Raw genomic sequence first — 15,651 nt, forward strand, 5'->3', positions numbered from 1 at the left:
CGCCGAGTAGCCTCGGGGACCATGCTCGCGTCCGACCTGGCCACACTCGCGCGGGTGCTCCGCGACGACATCGCCCCGCGCACCGCCTCCACCTCGGTGGTCATCGCCGACCACCCGCACGCTCGACTGATCCGATACGGCTCTGACCAGCAGCTCAACGCCGCGCGCGAGTCCGGCGCCGTTCCGGTGCTGCTGGTGCCGCCGCTGGCGGTTCCCGCGGGCTGCTACGACTTGGCGCCCGGCGTGACACCGGGCAATTCGGTCGTCGAATTCCTGCTGTCCACGGGCACTGTGGTCTACGTGGTGGACTTCGGCGACGTGACGCGCGCCGAACGGCACCTGGGTTTCGAGGACTATTTCGACACGTTCGTGCCGCGCGCGATCGGCGAGGCGATCGACGATTTCGCGTCCGGCGGCGACGCCGTGGACCTGATGGCCTGGAGCCTGGGCGGCACGGTCAGTCTGATGACGGCCGCGCACGACAAGAGCCTGCCGATCCGGTCGGTGATCACCGTCGGCACTCCCCTGAACTACATGCTGCTGCCGCCCTATCCGCTGGTGAGGACGCTGCTGGCCCCCACCGGCGGACGTCCGGCCACGTACGTGCTGCGCGCCATGGCGGGGATCCCCGCACCCATCGTGCGGACCGTGTACCGCGGTTTCGCGTGGGAACGCGAACTCAAGAAGCCGTGGTACATCCTGAAGAACCTCGACGACCCCGAGGCGCTGGCGCGCATGCAGGTGATCGACCGTTTCCAGCGGTCGCTGCCCGGCTATCCGGGCAAGGTGGCCCAGCAGATGCTGGTGAACTTCATTGTGCGCGACGAGTTGAGCCGCGGACGTCTCGAGTTCGACGACACGGTGGTGGATCTGACGTCGATCACCGCGCCGATCTTCATGGTGGGCTCGCACCGCGACGCGATCGCCAGCCACGCGGCGGTGCGGCACGGTGAGAAGATCTTCACCGAGTCGGCCCATGTGGAGTTCCACACGGTCGAGACCAGCCACCTCGGTCTGCTGACCGGTGCGGCGGCGGCCGAACAGACGTGGCCGGCGATCGCGGCGTTCCGCGCCCGGCTGGACGCGGAACGCCTGTAGATCGCTCTCGGGGGTCTCCCCTATCCCAGCGCGGCTTCGATCTCGTCGCGGGTGGCGGCCGTCGCCGCGGCCAGCGCCGCGGGAGCCGGGCCCGCACCCAGAATGCTGCGCGAGGCGGCAGGCAGCAGCCACGTCAGATCGGCGGTGTCGCCGAAGATGGCGGCCAGATCGGCGGCGGTCGCGCCCTGTGCACCCAATCCCGGCGACAGGATCGGTCCGGCGAGTGCGGCCAGGTCCAAACCGTGCTCGCGGGTCGCGCCGACCACCACACCCACCGTCGCCGAGCCGTCCGCGTTGACCGCGGCGGCGGCATCCACGATCGACTGGGCCACGGTCACCGCGTCACCGGTGAGAGCGGTCTGCAGCGCGTGGCCGTCCGGGTTGGACGTGCGGGCCAGCACGAAGACGCCGCGGCCGGTGGCGCGCGCCTGCTCCACGGCCGGGCTCAGGGCCCCGAAACCGAGGTAGGGCGAAACGGTGACGGCGTCCGAGCACAGCGGTGAGGCGTCGTCGAGCCAGGCGGTGGTGTAGGCCGCCATCGTCGACCCGATGTCGCCGCGTTTGGCGTCGGCCAGCACCAGGGCGCCGGCCGCGGTGCACCCGGCGATGGTCTCCTCCAGCACGGCCAGTCCGGCCGAGCCGAAGGCCTCGAAGAACGCGACCTGCGGTTTGATCACCGCCGCGGTGGGACCCAGCCCCGCCACGGCGGCCTCGGCGAAGGCCCGGAGGCCGTCGACCGACACCGGCAGTCCCCACTGCTCCAGCAGCGCGGCATGCGGATCGATTCCGGCGCAGAGGCGACCGCGGGCGGTCACCGCCGCGCGGTAGCGCTCGGCGAAGCCGGTGCTCACGCCTGCGTCCGCTGCAGGCTCGCGTGCCGACGCTGGAGCGACTCGACGCCCATCGTGGCGCCCAGCGCCGCTTCGATACCCTGCACCGCGGCGCCCGCTCCGGGCACGGTGGTGACGCACGGGATACCGGCGGTGATCGCCACCGCGCGGATCTCATAGCCGTCCGCACGCGGCCCGGAACTGCCCGCCGGGGTGTTGATGATCAGGTCGACGCGGCCGTCCCGGATCATGTCGACCACCGACTCCTCATCGGCGCCGGCCTCGAAGTGCTTGCGCACCTCGGTGACCTCGATGCCGTTGCGCCGCAACACATCTGCAGTGCCGGAAGTGGCGAGGATGGTGAAGCCGAGATCGGCCAGCCGCTTGGTCGGGAAGGCGATGGACGCCTTGTCCCGGTTGGCCACCGAGACGAAGACGGCGCCACTGGTCGGCAGGGCGTTCGATGCGCCGGCCTGGGCCTTGGCGAAGGCGCGACCGAAGTCGCGGTCGAAGCCCATCACCTCGCCGGTCGACTTCATCTCCGGGCTCAGCAACGTGTCGATGGCCGCGCCCTCGGGGGTGCGGAACCGGTTGAACGGCAGCACCGCTTCCTTGACCGCCACCGGCGAGTTCACCGGGATCACGCTGCCGTCACCGGACGGCGGGAGGATCCCCTGGCTGCGGAGTTCGGCGATGGACATGCCGAGCATGACGCGCGCACACGCCTTGGCCAGCGGCACGGCCGTGGCCTTGGACACGAACGGCGCGGTCCGGCTGGCGCGCGGGTTGGCTTCGAGCACGTACAGCACGCTGTCCTTGAGCGCGTACTGCACGTTCAGCAGACCGCGCACGCCGATGCCCTTGGCGAGAGCCTCGGTGGAGCGACGCACCGCCGCGATCTCCTCGGCGCCGAGGGTGATCGGCGGCAGCGCGCAGGCCGAGTCGCCGGAGTGGATACCGGCCTCCTCGATGTGCTCCATCACGCCGCCGAGGTAGATCTCGGTGCCGTCGTAGAGCGCGTCGACGTCGATCTCCACCGCGTCCTCGAGGAAGCGGTCCACCAGCACCGGACGGTCGTCGGAGATCTCGGTGGCGCGGGAGATGTAGTCGGCCAGACCCTGCTCGTCGTAGACGATCTCCATGCCGCGGCCGCCGAGCACGTACGACGGGCGCACCAGCACCGGGTAGCCGATCTCGGCGCCGATGTCGCGGGCCTGCTCGAAGGTGGTGGCGGTGCCGAACTTCGGCGCGGGCAGGCCGGCTTCGGTGAGCACCTTGCCGAACTCGCCGCGGTCCTCGGCCAGGTCGATGGCCGCGGGGCTGGTGCCGACGATCGGCACGCCCTCGGCTTCCAGGTGCGCCGCCAGCCCGAGCGGCGTCTGGCCGCCGAGCTGCACGATCACGCCGCGCACGGTGCCGGACTCGGACTCGGCGTGGATCACCTCGAGGACGTCCTCGAGGGTCAGCGGCTCGAAGTACAGGCGGTCGGCGGTGTCGTAGTCGGTGGACACCGTCTCCGGGTTGCAGTTCACCATGACCGTCTCGTAGCCGGCCTCGCTCAACGTCAGCGCCGCGTGCACGCACGAGTAGTCGAACTCGATGCCCTGACCGATCCGGTTGGGACCGGAGCCCAGGATGATCACCTTGGGGCGATCGGGCTGCGGCGCGATCTCCGAGGTGGCCGCGGGATCGAGCTCGTAGCTGGAGTAGTGGTACGGCGTCTTCGCCTCGAACTCCGCCGCGCAGGTGTCGACGGTCTTGTACACCGGGCGCACGCCCAGCCCGTGACGGTGGGCGCGGATCGCGGCCTCGGTGCCCAGGGCGTCGTCGCCGCGCGCGCTGCGCAGCGCCGCGATCTGCCGGTCGGACAGACCGGTCGACTTGGCCTCGCGCAGCAGGTCCTCGTCGAGCACGTCGGCGTCGCGCACCCGCGCGCCCATCTCGCCGATGAAGGCGATCTCGGCCAGGAACCACGGGTCGATGGCGGTGGCCTCGTACAGCTGCTCGATGGTCGCGCCGGCCTCCATGGCCTGCATGATCTTGTACATCCGGCCGTCGCGCGGGACGGCGATGTCGGCGAGCAGCGCCGGCAGGTCGATCGTCGCCGGGTCGGGACGGTCGGGTTCGGTCCAGAACCCGGCGGCCTTGGTCTCCAGCGACCGCATCACCTTGCCGAAGGCTTCGGTGAAGCTGCGGCCCAGGCTCATCGCCTCGCCCACCGACTTCATCGTGGTGGTGAGGGTGTCGTCGGCGCCCGGGAACTTCTCGAACGCGAACCGCGGGGCCTTGACCACCACGTAGTCGATGGACGGCTCGAATGCGGCCGGGGTGGCCTTGGTGATGTCGTTGGTGATCTCGTCGAGCGAGTAGCCGATGGCCAGCTTCGCGGCCATCTTCGCGATCGGGTAGCCGGTGGCCTTGGAGGCCAGCGCCGACGACCGCGAGACGCGCGGATTCATCTCGATCACCACGAGTCGACCGTCGCGCGGATCCTGGGCGAACTGGATGTTGCAGCCGCCGGTGTCGACGCCCACCTCGCGGATGATGGCGATCGACTGGTCCCGCATGAGCTGGTACTCGCGGTCGGTCAGGGTCATCGCCGGGGCGACGGTGATCGAGTCGCCGGTGTGCACGCCCACCGGGTCGACGTTCTCGATGGAGCAGATCACGATGACGTTGTCGCGGTTGTCGCGCATGAGCTCGAGTTCGAACTCCTTCCATCCGAGGATGGATTCCTCGATGAGGACGTTCGCGGTGGGCGACGCGGCCAGACCGCCGCCGGCGATCCGGTTGAGGTCGTCCTCGTCGTAGGCCATGCCCGAGCCGAGCCCGCCCATGGTGAACGACGGGCGCACCACCACCGGGTAGCCGAGTTCGGCGACGGTCGCACGGACCTCGTCCATGGTGTGGCAGACGGCCGAGCGTGCGCTTTCGCCACCGATCTTGGTGACGATGTCCTTGAACATCTGGCGGTCTTCGCCGCGCTGGATGGCGTCGATGTCGGCACCGATGAGCTCGATGCCGTGCTTGGCGAGGATCCCCTGCTCGTGCAGGGCCACCGCGGTGTTCAGCGCGGTCTGGCCGCCGAGGGTGGCCAGCACGGCGTCGACCGGATGGCCGGCGGCGGCTTCGGTCTCGAAGACCTTCTCGACGAACTCGGGGGTGATCGGCTCGACGTAGGTGGCGTCGGCGAACTCCGGGTCGGTCATGATCGTGGCCGGGTTGGAGTTGACCAGCGAGACGCGCAGGCCTTCGGCCTTGAGCACGCGGCAGGCCTGGGTGCCCGAGTAGTCGAACTCGCAGGCCTGACCGATGACGATGGGGCCCGAGCCGATGACCAGGACGTGGGAGAGATCAGTACGGCGTGGCATTAGGACTTGGTCCCTTCCATGGCGGCGACGAACTTGTCGAAGAGGTTGGCTGCGTCGTGCGGCCCGGACGCGGCTTCGGGGTGGTACTGAACGGAGAAGGCGGAGCCGTCGATCAGCTCGATGCCCTCCACCACGCCGTCGTTGGCGCAGACGTGGCTCACGCGGCCGCGGCCGAAGTCGGTGTCGAACTCGTCACCGGCCTTGCCTTCGAGCGCGAAACCGTGGTTCTGCGAGGTGATCGCCACCGCGCCGGTCGCGACGTCGAGCACCGGGATGTTGATGCCGCGGTGGCCGAACTTGAGCTTGTAGGTCTTCAGGCCGAGCGCGCGGCCGAGGATCTGGTTGCCGAAGCAGATCCCGAAGGTCGGCAGGCCGGCCTTCAGGACCGCGCGGGTCAGCGCGACGGCGCCGTCGGCGGTGGCCGGGTCGCCCGGGCCGTTGGACAGGAAGAAGCCGTCCGGCGCGATGGCGAGCACGTCGTCGATCGTCGCGTCGGAGGGCAGGATGTGCACCTCCACGCCGCGTGCGGCGAGCATGCGCGGGGTGTTGGCCTTGATCCCCAGGTCCAGGGCGGCGACGCGGAACTTGGGCTCGCCCGCGGCCTCGACCACGTACGGCTCCTCGGTGCTGACCTCGGCGGCCAGGTCGGCGCCGGCCATCGGGCTCTGCGCCCGCACCTGGGCCAGCATCTCCTCGGCGGTGGTGACGGCCGCGCCGGAGAAGATGCCGGCGCGCATGGCGCCGACCTCGCGCAGCTGGCGGACCACCGCGCGGGTGTCGATACCGCCGATACCGACCACGCCCTGGGCGATCAGTTCGTCTTCGAGGCTGGAGGTGGCGCGCCAGTTGGACACGCGCACCGTGGGGTTGCGCACGGCGTAGCCGGCCACCCAGATCTTGCCGGGGTCCTTGTGATCGATGAAGTCCGCCGACCATCGCACCTGCGAACGCTTGCCGAGCAGGCTCTCGCCGTCCTCGGTGTTCCAGCCGGTGTTGCCGATCTGCGGGGCCGTGGAGATCACGATCTGCTTGTGGTAGCTCGGGTCGGTCAGCATCTCCTGGTAGCCGGTCATCGCGGTGCAGAAGACCGCCTCGCCCAGGGTGACGCCTTCGGCGCCGAAACTGCGCCCGGTGTGAATGTTGCCGTTCTCCAGCACCAATACCGCTTTACTCATGCTTTCTTCCTCTTCGTCTCGGTGCCTGCCGCGTCAGCGGCGTCAAGTTCGGTGCGTGTGCGTGCGGTGATCTCCGCGTAGGCCGTGGTCCACGCCGGGTAGACGGACTTGTCGTCGCCGCGGATACCGGAGTCGACCTCCACCCCGGACGGCAGTCGCCAGCGGATGGCCAGCAGGCCGTCGCGGCTCATCACCTTTCCGGCCAGGCCGCTCTCGGTGCGGACTGCGGTGATCGCCTCGGTCGGGATCCAGATCGGCGATGCGCCGGTGCGGTCGAGCAGAATGCCCTCCGCGTAGCGCGAGTAGTGGACCAGCGCGCGGTCGCCGAAGTCCTTGACCGCCACGCGGGTGGCCCAGGTCGGTGCCAGGGTGCTGCCGACGTACACGCCGGTGTCCGGTCCGTCGAGGACCTCACCGAGCTGATCGGGCACCACGGGTAGCTCCCCCAGCTGGTCGGCCTGGGCGCGGCCGCGCTTGCGCCAGCCGCGCAGTCCCAGCCAGATCAGGAACAGCCAGAACAGCGCCACGCCGCCCACGATCAGGACGTCGACCAACCACGGGCTCATTCGGCGGTCACCGTGCCGCGCAGCACCGTCAGCGCCACGCGACCGGGCAGGGTCATCGCCGCGTACGGGGTGTTGCGGGACTTGCTGGCCAGCGCGTCCGGCTCGACCGTCCATTCGGCGTCCGGATCGACGACGGTGAGGTTGCCGGGCTCGCCGACGGCGATCGGCCGACCCTGGTCGTCGAGTCCGACGATCTGCGCGGGACGTTCGCTCATCACGCGGGCCACCCCGCGCCAGTCGAGCAGACCCGGGCGGACCATGGTTTCCACCACCACCGACAGCGCCGTCTCCAAGCCCAGCATGCCGGGCTTGGCCTGGGAGAACTCGCAGCACTTCTCCTGCGCGGCGTGCGGTGCGTGGTCGGTGGCGACGCAGTCGATGACGCCCTCAGCCAGTGCCGCGCGCAGGGCCAGCTTGTCGCGGTCCTCGCGCAGCGGCGGGTTGACGCGGTTCACGCCGTCGTAGGTCTCCAGGCGGGAGTCGTCGAGCAGCAGGTGGTGCGGAGTGACCTCGGCGGTGATGGCGATGCCCTGCTCGCGCGCCCAGCGCAGCAGGGACACGGTGCCCTCGGTGGAGGCGTGCGCCACGTGCACGCGGGCGCCGGCGTCGCGGGCCAAGAGTGCGTCGCGGGCGACGATCGACTCCTCGGCGGCGCGCGGCCAGCCGGCCAGACCCAGGCGAGCGGCGGTCGGGCCGTCGTGCGCCACGGCGCCCTCGGTGAGCCGCGGATCCTCGCTGTGCTGGGAGATCAGCACGCCCAGGCCGGAGCTGTACTCCAGGGCGCGCTTCATCAGCACCGGGTCGTGGACGCACTTGCCGTCGTCGCTGAACAGCTTCACCTTGGCGGCGCCGTCGGCCATCATGCCCATCTCGGCGAGTTGACGGCCTTCCAGTCCGACGGTGACCGCACCGACCGGGTGCACGTCGACCAGACCCACCTCTTGGCCGATCCGCCAGACGAGGTCGGTGATGGCCGCGTTGTCAGCCACCGGGCTGGTGTTGGCCATCGCGAAGATCGCGGTGTAGCCGCCGCGGGCCGCGGCGGCCGAACCGGTGGCGATGGTCTCGGTGTCTTCGCGGCCGGGTTCGCGGACATGGGTGTGCAGGTCCACGAAACCGGGCAGCAGCACGCCGCCGCGGCCGTCGACGGTGCGGGCACCCTCCGGGGCCGTCAGACCGGTCCCGATCGCGGTGATGACGCCGTCGGTGACGGCGACGTCCACCGGGTCGCCTTCGCCGTACGGCCGGACATCGGTGAGCAGGATCGAACCTGAGACCGTCACTGTTGCGCTCCTGTCGACTGGTGGTGGGCGGGCGCCTCGGCGCCGCCGCTGGCGAGTAGCCGGAACAGCACGGCCATGCGGACGTGCACGCCGGCGCGGACCTGCTGCAGGACCACCGACTGCGGGGCGTCGGCCACGTCGAAGCCGATCTCCATGCCGCGCAGCATGGGGCCGGGGTGCAGGATCAGCGCGTCCTCACCCAGCAGTGCGCGCCGGGCGTCGTTGAGGCCGTAGCGGACCGAGTATTCGCGGGAACTCGGGAAGAATCCGCCGTTCATGCGCTCGGCCTGCACGCGCAGCATCATGACCGCGTCGCTGCCGGGCAGTTCGGCGTCGAGTTCGGTGCTGACCCGCACCGGCCAGGTCTGCACCCCGGTGGGCAGCAGCGTGGGCGGCGCCACCAGCGTCACCTCGGCGCCCAGTGTGGAGAGCAGGTGCGCGTTGGAGCGAGCCACGCGGGAGTGCAGGACGTCGCCGACGATGGTGATCCGGCGGCCGTCGAGCGAACCGAACTTCGACCGCAGCGTGTAGGCGTCGAGCAGGGCCTGGGTCGGATGTTCGTGGGTGCCGTCGCCGGCGTTGATCACCGACGGGCCGGTGGTGAGCGGCCGTTCCTGGCCGGGTGCCAGGTCGGGCAGGTCGGTGCCGTCGTTGGTCCAGCGTGCGATCTGCGCCGCCGCGCCGGAGGCCGGGTGGCGCACGATCAGTGCGTCGGCGCCGGCGGCCCGCAGCGTCTTGGCGGTGTCGCGCAGCGACTCCCCCTTGCTGACCGAGGAGGAGGACGCGCTGACGTTGATCACGTCGGCGCTCATCCACTTGCCGGCCACCTCGAAGGAGACGCGGGTGCGGGTGGAGTTCTCGTAGAACACCGTCATCACGGTGCGGCCGCGCAGCGTGGGCAGCTTGCGCACTTCGCGACCGGCCAGGGCCTGTTCGAAGCGGGCCGCCTCGTCGAGCAGTTCGACGGCGTCGTCGCGACTCAGACCTTCGGTGGAGAGCAGGTGCTTCACTGTGCCGCCTCCACCGTGGTGCGGACGACGACCTCGTCGACGCCGTCGTGCTCGGCCAGGTGCACGTCGACGTCCTCGTCGCGGGCGGTGGGGATGTTCTTGCCCACGTAGTCGGCACGCAGCGGGAGCTCGCGGTGGCCGCGATCGACGAGGACCGCGAGCTGCACGGCGGCGGGGCGGCCCAGGTCGCGCAGCGCGTCGAGGGCGGCGCGAACGGTGCGGCCGGAGAAGAGCACGTCGTCGACGAGGATCACCAGCGCACCGTCGACGCCACCGGTCGGTACCAGGGTGCGTTCCAGGGGGCGGTGCGGCTTGTCGCGCAGATCGTCGCGATAGAGCGTGATGTCGAGGTAGCCGGTGGGCACCTGCACGCCGGTGAATTCCTCGATCTTCGCGGCGAGCCGCTGCGCGAGCGTGGTGCCGCGGGTGGGAATTCCGATCAGGACCACCTGTTGGGGATGGTCGCCGTCGAGCGCGGTCTTCTCGATCACCTGGTGCGCCATGCGCGCCACCGTCCGACCGACTTCTGACGCGTTCAACAAGGTGCGGGTGCGAGTCGTCACACCGACCTCCTTCTCCGCCTCACGGGACGGATCGTTAAAGGATGTGCCGGTGAGAACTCTACTCCGCCGAGCCCGCCGCTCGCACCTGGGGGGCCAACGCCGAAATGCGGTCCAAAACCCCGTTCACAAAGGCAGGAGAGTCGTCGGTGGACAGTTCCGTGGCGAGCTTCACAGCTTCGTCGAGGACCACCTTGATGTCGACGTCGGGCGCGTACAGCAGTTCCCACGTACCCAGACGCAGAATCGCGCGATCGACGGCCGGCAGGCGGTCGAACGACCAGTTCTCGAGATGCGAGGAGATGATGGCGTCCACCTGGCCGGCGTCGGCCACCACGCCCTCCACCGCACGCACCGCGTAGCCGGTCATCTCGCCGACGCTGTCGTCCGTGGCGAAGACCTCGCGACGCTGCGCGATCAGGTCGGTGGCCGGCACGCCCTTGGCTTCGGCTTCGAAGAGCAGATCCACGGCGCGACGGCGCTGGCGGTGGCGGCCGCGCGGCTCTCCCGCGCGATCAGCTGTTGACACGGCCGAGGTAATTCCCGTCGCGCGAGTCGATCTTCAGCTTGTCGCCGGTGTTGATGAACAGCGGCACCGCGACCTCGGCACCGGTCTCCAGGATGGCGGGCTTGGTGCCGCCGGTGGAGCGGTCGCCCTGCAGGCCCGGATCGGTCTTGGTGACCTCGAGCTCGACGGTGACCGGGAGCTCGACGAACAGCGGCACGTCCTCGTGGGTGGCGACCTGCACGGACATGTTCTCCAGCAGGAAGCGCGAGCCGTCGCCCATCACCTCGGGGGTGATCGACACCTGATCGAAGGTCTCGGCGTCCATGAACACGAAGTCGGTGCCGTCGTTGTACAGGAAGGTCATGTCGCGGCGGTCGACGTTGGCCGTCTCCACCTTGACGCCGGCATTGAAGGTCTTGTCGACGTTCTTGCCCGAGACCACGTTCTTGATCTTGGTGCGCACGAAGGCGGGGCCCTTGCCCGGCTTCACGTGCTGGAACTCGACGATCTGCCACAGCTGATTGTCGATCTTGAGCACGAGGCCGTTCTTGAAGTCGGCGGTAGTCGCCATGTGAAGTCTCCTTTGAAATCCGCTACAGGATCAGCAACGCCCGGGGGGCGTTCGTCAGCGACCGCGGCCCGGCATCGGAGACAACGAGCGTGTCTTCGATGCGGACCCCACCGCGGCCAGGCAGATAGATGCCCGGCTCCACGGTGACGATCGCACCGTCACGCAGTGTACCGCGCGCCGCGCTCCCGATCCCCGGCGCTTCGTGGATCTCGAGTCCGACGCCGTGCCCGAGGCCGTGCACGTACTGCTCGCCGTATCCCGAGGCGGCGATCACCTCCCGCGCGGCGGCGTCGATCTCGGCCAGCGCGGCCCCGGGCACCAGGGCCGCCCGACCGGCGGCCTGCGCCTGGCGCACGATCTCGTAGATCTCCCGCTGCCACGGTGCGGGCTCGCCGAGCACCGCGGTGCGCGTCATGTCCGAGTGGTAGCCGTCGACCACCGCACCGAAGTCGATCTTGACGAAGTCCCCCGCCGCGAGGACATCCGACGTCGGACGGTGGTGCGGGACCGCGGAGTTCGGGCCGGCGGCCACGATGGTCTCGAACGCGATCGCCGCGGCGCCGCGCGCATACATCTCCCATTCGAGGTCGCGCGCCACCTCGCGTTCGGTGCGGCCGGGCGCCACGGCGCCCCGTTCCACCAGCGCGGCCAGCGCTTCGTCGCCGATCCGGCAGGCCGCCTCTACCAGGGCCGTCTCCCCCGCGTCCTTGACCTCACGCAGCGCCTGCACCAGTCCGCGGACCGGGACCAGCTCCACCGGCGACGCCTCGACGGCCGTGCACAGTTCGCCGAAGTCACCGACCGTCACCGCATCGGCTTCGAAGGCCACGCGCACCGCCGTGCCCGCGGCCCCGGCGCGTTCGACCAGCGCACCGATGGTGTCGCGGGCGAGCATCGCCTCCAGGTCCGGGCTCTGTTCGGCCACCTGCGCGGTGTACCGGCCGTCGGTGGCGATGCGGTCGCGCGAGGGATCGTCGCGCCAGATCAGCACCGCGGCGTTGCTGCCGGTGAAGCCGGTGAGATAGCGGACGTTGGTCAGGTCGCTGACCACCACGGCATCGGCGTCGTGGGCGGCCAGGGCGGCCGCCACGGCGGCTCGTCGGGTGGGGTGATCGGGAACGGTATCGGGTGCAACACGCATACCTAAGATTGTTGTACACATCTCAGGCCGGTATGTTGACCCCATGCAATCCTGGCTTCTGCGCGGCATCGTCATGTCGATCGTTCAGATCATCGCCCGAGTGGCCCTCGGCTTCGCCATCATCGCCTGGCCCGTCCAGTCGCCCATCTCGCGGTGGATCGCCATCATCGCCGTCGTGCTGGTCGCGGTCATCTGGGGCGGCTACGACGGCATTCGCGATGCGCGGGCCCATCCGGACCCCGACGACTACGAAGATCTCACCATGCGGTGGCTCAAGGCCGGGTTCTTCGCCGGTCTGGTGGCCTGCTTCGTCTGCTGGCTGCTGGGTACCTTCTGGCTCGACGGTATCGGCCAGGCCTCGTTCTGGATCGAGATGATCGCCGGCACCTCGTTCATCACGCTGCTGGTGTACGCGCCCGCCTTCTTCGGCGTCAGCGTGGGACGCTGGATCGTCCGCCGCGACCAGCACAAGAACGACCCCGAAGAAGACTGGTCGGTGCACGCGCTGCACAACCAGCCGACCGAGGTGGTCGACGCCAACGCCTGAGCAGACACGAACCAGAAACGCCGCGGACTTCCTCTCGAAGTCCGCGGCGTTTCTCTCTCCCGGTCAGGCGTGTCGCGACCCCGCTGCCGAGTCGCCACGCGGGCTCCGCGAGCGACCCGCGATCAGGGTCGCGACACGCGAGCGTGGCTAGAGCGAGATGGTGGTGCCGGAGGCGCGCCGGCCGCCGATCGCGCCGTAGGCGGCGGCGATCAACGCCGGGTCCGGGGCTTCGAGCCGGCCGGGCTTGGCCAGTCCGTCGAGCACCACGAAGCGCAGCATCCCGGAGCGGTTCTTCTTGTCCCCGGCCATGTACTGCATCAGCTCGCCGAGCGCATCCGGGTCGTAGCTGGTGGGCAGGCCCACCAGCTCCAGCAGCGTCCGGTGCCGGTCGGCGGTCGCATCGTCGAGACGCCCGGCCAGACGGGCGAGTTCGGCGGCGAAGACCATGCCCACCGACACGGCGGCGCCGTGACGCCACTTGTACCGTTCCCGGCGTTCGACGGCGTGGCCGAGGGTGTGTCCGTAGTTGAGGATCTCGCGGAGCGAGGACTCCTTGAGGTCCGCGGACACCACGTCGGCCTTGACCTGCACGCTGCGCCGGATCAGTTCGGGCAGCACGGTGCCGGTCGGATCGAGCGCGGCGTCCGGGTCGGCCTCGATGAGATCGAGGATCACCGGGTCGGCGATGAAACCGGTCTTGATCACCTCAGCCAGGCCGGCGATGATCTCGTTCCGCGGCACCGATTCGAGGGTGCCGAGGTCGATGAGGACCGCGTCGGGCTCGTGGAAGGAGCCGACCAGGTTCTTGCCCGCGTCGGTATTGATGCCGGTCTTGCCGCCGACGGCCGCGTCGACCATGGCGAGCAGGGTGGTCGGCACGTGCACCACGCCGATGCCGCGCATCCAGGTGGCGGCGACGAAGCCGGCGAGGTCGGTGGCGGCACCGCCGCCGAGACTGACGACCTTGTCGTTGCGCTTGAGGCCGATGCGGCCGAAGACCTCCCAGCAGTACGACGCGACCTGCAGGTCCTTGCCGTCCTCGGCGTCCGGGATCTCCAGGCGGTGCGCCTCCTTCCCGTGTTCGCCGAGGAACTCGACGATCTGCTCGGCGGTCTGGCGCAGCGGCGGCTGGTAGACCACGGCCACCCGGTCGGCGCCGGTGACGGCCTCGGCCAGGTCGGTCAGCAGGCCGCGACCGATCGTCACGTCGTACGGTGCGGCCGCGCGGACGGCCACCTTAACCGGCTCGGTCATGAGGGGTTCTCCTGATTCGGGGGCAATGCGGTGAGGATCTGGGCGACGAGGCGGTCGACCGGCGCGTCGGCGTCAACGGTGTGGGCGGCCACGGCGCGGTAGGCGTCGACGCGTCCGGCCAGCAGTTCGGCGTAGCGCGCGGCCGGGTCGGTGTGCGCCAGCAGCGGGCGATCGGAACCGGCGACGCGGGCGAACCCGGTGTCGGCCTCGATCTGCAGATAGACCACGTGGTGGTCGGTCAGTGCGGCGGCGATGTCCGGGACGGTCACCGAGCCGCCGCCGAGGGCGACGACGCCGTCGGCGGTGGCCAGGACGTCGAGCACGGTCTCCCGTTCGACGGCGCGGAAGGCCGCTTCGCCGTCGGCGAAGATCTCCGGGATGCTGCGCCCGGCCCGACGCTCGATCTCGGCGTCGGTGTCGAGGTAGTCCACCTCGAGTGCGGCGGCCAGCGCCCGTCCCACCGTCGACTTACCGGATCCCATGAATCCGGTGAGCACGGCGCGGGGCGTCACGGCCGCGGCGGCCGCGCGTCGATCGCGTCGCGGTAGGAGCGCAGGTTGGCCGACGTCTCGCGCGCCGAGTCGCCGCCGAACTTCTCCAGCGCCGCCTGCGCCAAGACCAGGGCCACCATGGCCTCGGCGACGACGCCGGCGGCCGGCACGGCGCACACGTCGCTGCGCTGGTGGATGGCGCTGGCCGGTTCGCCGGTGGACATGTCCACCGTCGACAGCGCGCGCGGCACCGTGGAGATCGGCTTCATCGCGATGCGGACCCGCAGATCCTCACCGTTGGTCATGCCACCTTCCAGGCCGCCGGCCCGGTTGGTGGAGCGCAGCACGCCGTCGGCGCCGGGCACCATCTCGTCGTGCGCGGCACTGCCGCGGCGGCGAGCCGTGGTGAAGCCGTCGCCCACCTCGACGCCCTTGATGGCCTGAATGCCCATCAGGGCGCCGGCCAGGCGGGCGTCCAGGCGGGTCTCGCCGGACACGTGCGAGCCCAGACCGATCGGCACACCGGTGGCGATGATCTCCACCACGCCGCCGAGGGTGTCGCCGTCGCGCTTGGCGGCTTCGATCTCCTCGATCATCGACGCCTCGGCGTCCTTGCCGAAGGAGCGGACCGGGCTGTGGTCGATCGCCGGCAGATCGCTGTAGCGCGGGGCCGGGCCGGTGTAGTCGGCGCTGTCGCCGATCGAGATGACGTGCGAGAGGACCTCGATGCCGAGCACCTGGCGCAGGAAGTTGCGCGCCACGGTGCCTGCGGCGACGCGGGCCGCCGTCTCGCGGGCGCTGGCGCGCTCGAGGACCTGGCGGGCGTCGGCGAAGTCGTACTTGAGCATGCCCGAGTAGTCGGCGTGGCCCGGGCGAGGACGGGTCAGCGGCGCATTGCGAGCGCTGCCCTCCAGTTCGGCCGGATCCACCGGATCGGCCGCCATCACCTGTTCCCACTTGGGCCACTCGGAGTTGCCGATCTCGATGGCGATCGGGCTGCCCATGGTGAGGCCGTGGCGGATGCCGCCGACGACGGTGAGTTTGTCGGCCTCGAACTTCATCCGCGCGCCGCGGCCGTAGCCCAGGCGCCGACGGGCGAGTTGTTCGGCGATATCTGACGAGGTGACCTCGACCCCGGCCACCATGCCCTCGATCATCGCGATCAGGGCGGGTCCGTGGGATTCTCCAGCAGTAGTCCAGCGCAGCACAGTGACCGATTCTTCCAGAAGCGCGGCGGCGGTGCGTC

At 70.2% G+C, this 15,651-nt stretch carries 15 protein-coding genes; 2 read left to right on the top strand and 13 right to left on the bottom strand.

Going from position 1 to position 15,651, the window contains the following annotated elements; all coding sequences use genetic code 11:
- The first annotated feature begins 21 nt into the window (after positions 1-21).
- Positions 22-1,098: an alpha/beta fold hydrolase gene (locus ABD989_RS02340; RefSeq protein ID WP_345312279.1), complete on the top strand. Its 1,077-nt coding sequence runs from the start codon at positions 22-24 to the stop codon at positions 1,096-1,098.
- 20 nt (positions 1,099-1,118) lie between these two features.
- Here ABD989_RS02340 and pyrF read toward each other — a convergent pair whose 3' ends face one another.
- Genes pyrF through ABD989_RS02390 form a run of 10 tightly spaced genes read right to left on the bottom strand, consistent with a single transcriptional unit; the run spans position 1,119 to position 12,113 of the window.
- Entirely contained in the window at positions 1,119-1,949 is an 831-nt protein-coding gene (pyrF, locus tag ABD989_RS02345) for an orotidine-5'-phosphate decarboxylase (RefSeq protein ID WP_345312280.1), read from the bottom strand.
- Complete coding sequence (gene carB, locus ABD989_RS02350; protein WP_345312281.1) at positions 1,946-5,299, bottom strand: carbamoyl-phosphate synthase large subunit; 3,354 nt, start codon at positions 5,297-5,299, stop codon at positions 1,946-1,948. Before carB ends, pyrF begins: the two co-directional genes overlap by 4 nt.
- Positions 5,299-6,474 carry a glutamine-hydrolyzing carbamoyl-phosphate synthase small subunit gene (gene carA, locus ABD989_RS02355; protein ID WP_345312282.1) on the bottom strand — a complete coding sequence of 392 codons (1,176 nt, stop codon included), beginning with the start codon at positions 6,472-6,474 and terminating at the stop codon, positions 5,299-5,301. Before carA ends, carB begins: the two co-directional genes overlap by 1 nt.
- Positions 6,471-7,040, bottom strand: a complete 570-nt coding sequence (locus ABD989_RS02360) for a PH-like domain-containing protein (RefSeq protein ID WP_345312283.1) — start codon at positions 7,038-7,040, stop codon at positions 6,471-6,473. Before ABD989_RS02360 ends, carA begins: the two co-directional genes overlap by 4 nt.
- The gene (locus tag ABD989_RS02365; protein WP_345312284.1) at positions 7,037-8,323 is read right to left on the bottom strand and encodes a dihydroorotase; all 1,287 of its coding nucleotides are present in this window, start codon (positions 8,321-8,323) and stop codon (positions 7,037-7,039) included. Before ABD989_RS02365 ends, ABD989_RS02360 begins: the two co-directional genes overlap by 4 nt.
- Entirely contained in the window at positions 8,320-9,333 is a 1,014-nt protein-coding gene (locus tag ABD989_RS02370; protein ID WP_345312285.1) for an aspartate carbamoyltransferase catalytic subunit, read from the bottom strand. The genes ABD989_RS02365 and ABD989_RS02370 overlap by 4 nt, the downstream gene beginning before the upstream one ends.
- Positions 9,330-9,896 carry a bifunctional pyr operon transcriptional regulator/uracil phosphoribosyltransferase PyrR gene (gene pyrR / locus ABD989_RS02375; RefSeq protein WP_345312286.1) on the bottom strand — a complete coding sequence of 189 codons (567 nt, stop codon included), beginning with the start codon at positions 9,894-9,896 and terminating at the stop codon, positions 9,330-9,332. The genes ABD989_RS02370 and pyrR overlap by 4 nt, the downstream gene beginning before the upstream one ends.
- A 58-nt stretch (positions 9,897-9,954) precedes the next feature.
- Positions 9,955-10,422, bottom strand: a complete 468-nt coding sequence (nusB, locus tag ABD989_RS02380) for a transcription antitermination factor NusB (protein ID WP_345312287.1) — start codon at positions 10,420-10,422, stop codon at positions 9,955-9,957.
- A complete protein-coding gene (gene efp / locus ABD989_RS02385; protein WP_345312288.1) occupies positions 10,409-10,972 on the bottom strand; it encodes an elongation factor P in 564 nt (187 codons plus the stop codon). Before efp ends, nusB begins: the two co-directional genes overlap by 14 nt.
- Before the next feature lie 22 nt (positions 10,973-10,994).
- Positions 10,995-12,113: a M24 family metallopeptidase gene (locus ABD989_RS02390; protein ID WP_345312289.1), complete on the bottom strand. Its 1,119-nt coding sequence runs from the start codon at positions 12,111-12,113 to the stop codon at positions 10,995-10,997.
- Between the two features lie 43 nt (positions 12,114-12,156).
- On the opposite strand from ABD989_RS02390, the gene ABD989_RS02395 reads away from it, so the two are divergent.
- Positions 12,157-12,660 carry a B-4DMT family transporter gene (locus ABD989_RS02395; protein WP_345312290.1) on the top strand — a complete coding sequence of 168 codons (504 nt, stop codon included), beginning with the start codon at positions 12,157-12,159 and terminating at the stop codon, positions 12,658-12,660.
- A gap of 147 nt (positions 12,661-12,807) precedes the next feature.
- Here ABD989_RS02395 and aroB read toward each other — a convergent pair whose 3' ends face one another.
- From aroB to aroC, 3 genes are read right to left on the bottom strand one after another with little or no spacing between them, the layout of a single operon-like run.
- A complete protein-coding gene (gene aroB, locus ABD989_RS02400) occupies positions 12,808-13,914 on the bottom strand; it encodes a 3-dehydroquinate synthase (RefSeq protein ID WP_345312291.1) in 1,107 nt (368 codons plus the stop codon).
- Entirely contained in the window at positions 13,911-14,411 is a 501-nt protein-coding gene (locus tag ABD989_RS02405; RefSeq protein WP_345312292.1) for a shikimate kinase, read from the bottom strand. The genes aroB and ABD989_RS02405 overlap by 4 nt, the downstream gene beginning before the upstream one ends.
- An 11-nt stretch (positions 14,412-14,422) precedes the next feature.
- Positions 14,423-15,631: a chorismate synthase gene (aroC, locus tag ABD989_RS02410; protein ID WP_345312475.1), complete on the bottom strand. Its 1,209-nt coding sequence runs from the start codon at positions 15,629-15,631 to the stop codon at positions 14,423-14,425.
- Positions 15,632-15,651: the final 20 nt, after the last annotated feature.

The sequence above is a fragment of the Gordonia alkaliphila genome (genome assembly GCF_039542465.1).
Classification (GTDB): Bacteria; Actinomycetota; Actinomycetes; order Mycobacteriales; family Mycobacteriaceae; genus Gordonia; species Gordonia alkaliphila.

Excerpts from the sequence above, each read along its gene's own strand:
- ABD989_RS02340 (WP_345312279.1), top strand. The coding sequence starts at position 22 with ATGCTCGCGTCCGACCTGGCCACACTCGCGCGGGTGCTCCGCGACGAC.
- carB (WP_345312281.1), bottom strand. The coding sequence starts at position 5,299 with ATGCCACGCCGTACTGATCTCTCCCACGTCCTGGTCATCGGCTCGGGC.
- carA (WP_345312282.1), bottom strand. The coding sequence starts at position 6,474 with ATGAGTAAAGCGGTATTGGTGCTGGAGAACGGCAACATTCACACCGGG.
- ABD989_RS02360 (WP_345312283.1), bottom strand. The coding sequence starts at position 7,040 with ATGAGCCCGTGGTTGGTCGACGTCCTGATCGTGGGCGGCGTGGCGCTG.
- efp (WP_345312288.1), bottom strand. The coding sequence starts at position 10,972 with ATGGCGACTACCGCCGACTTCAAGAACGGCCTCGTGCTCAAGATCGAC.
- ABD989_RS02390 (WP_345312289.1), bottom strand. The coding sequence starts at position 12,113 with ATGCGTGTTGCACCCGATACCGTTCCCGATCACCCCACCCGACGAGCC.
- ABD989_RS02395 (WP_345312290.1), top strand. The coding sequence starts at position 12,157 with ATGCAATCCTGGCTTCTGCGCGGCATCGTCATGTCGATCGTTCAGATC.
- aroB (WP_345312291.1), bottom strand. The coding sequence starts at position 13,914 with ATGACCGAGCCGGTTAAGGTGGCCGTCCGCGCGGCCGCACCGTACGAC.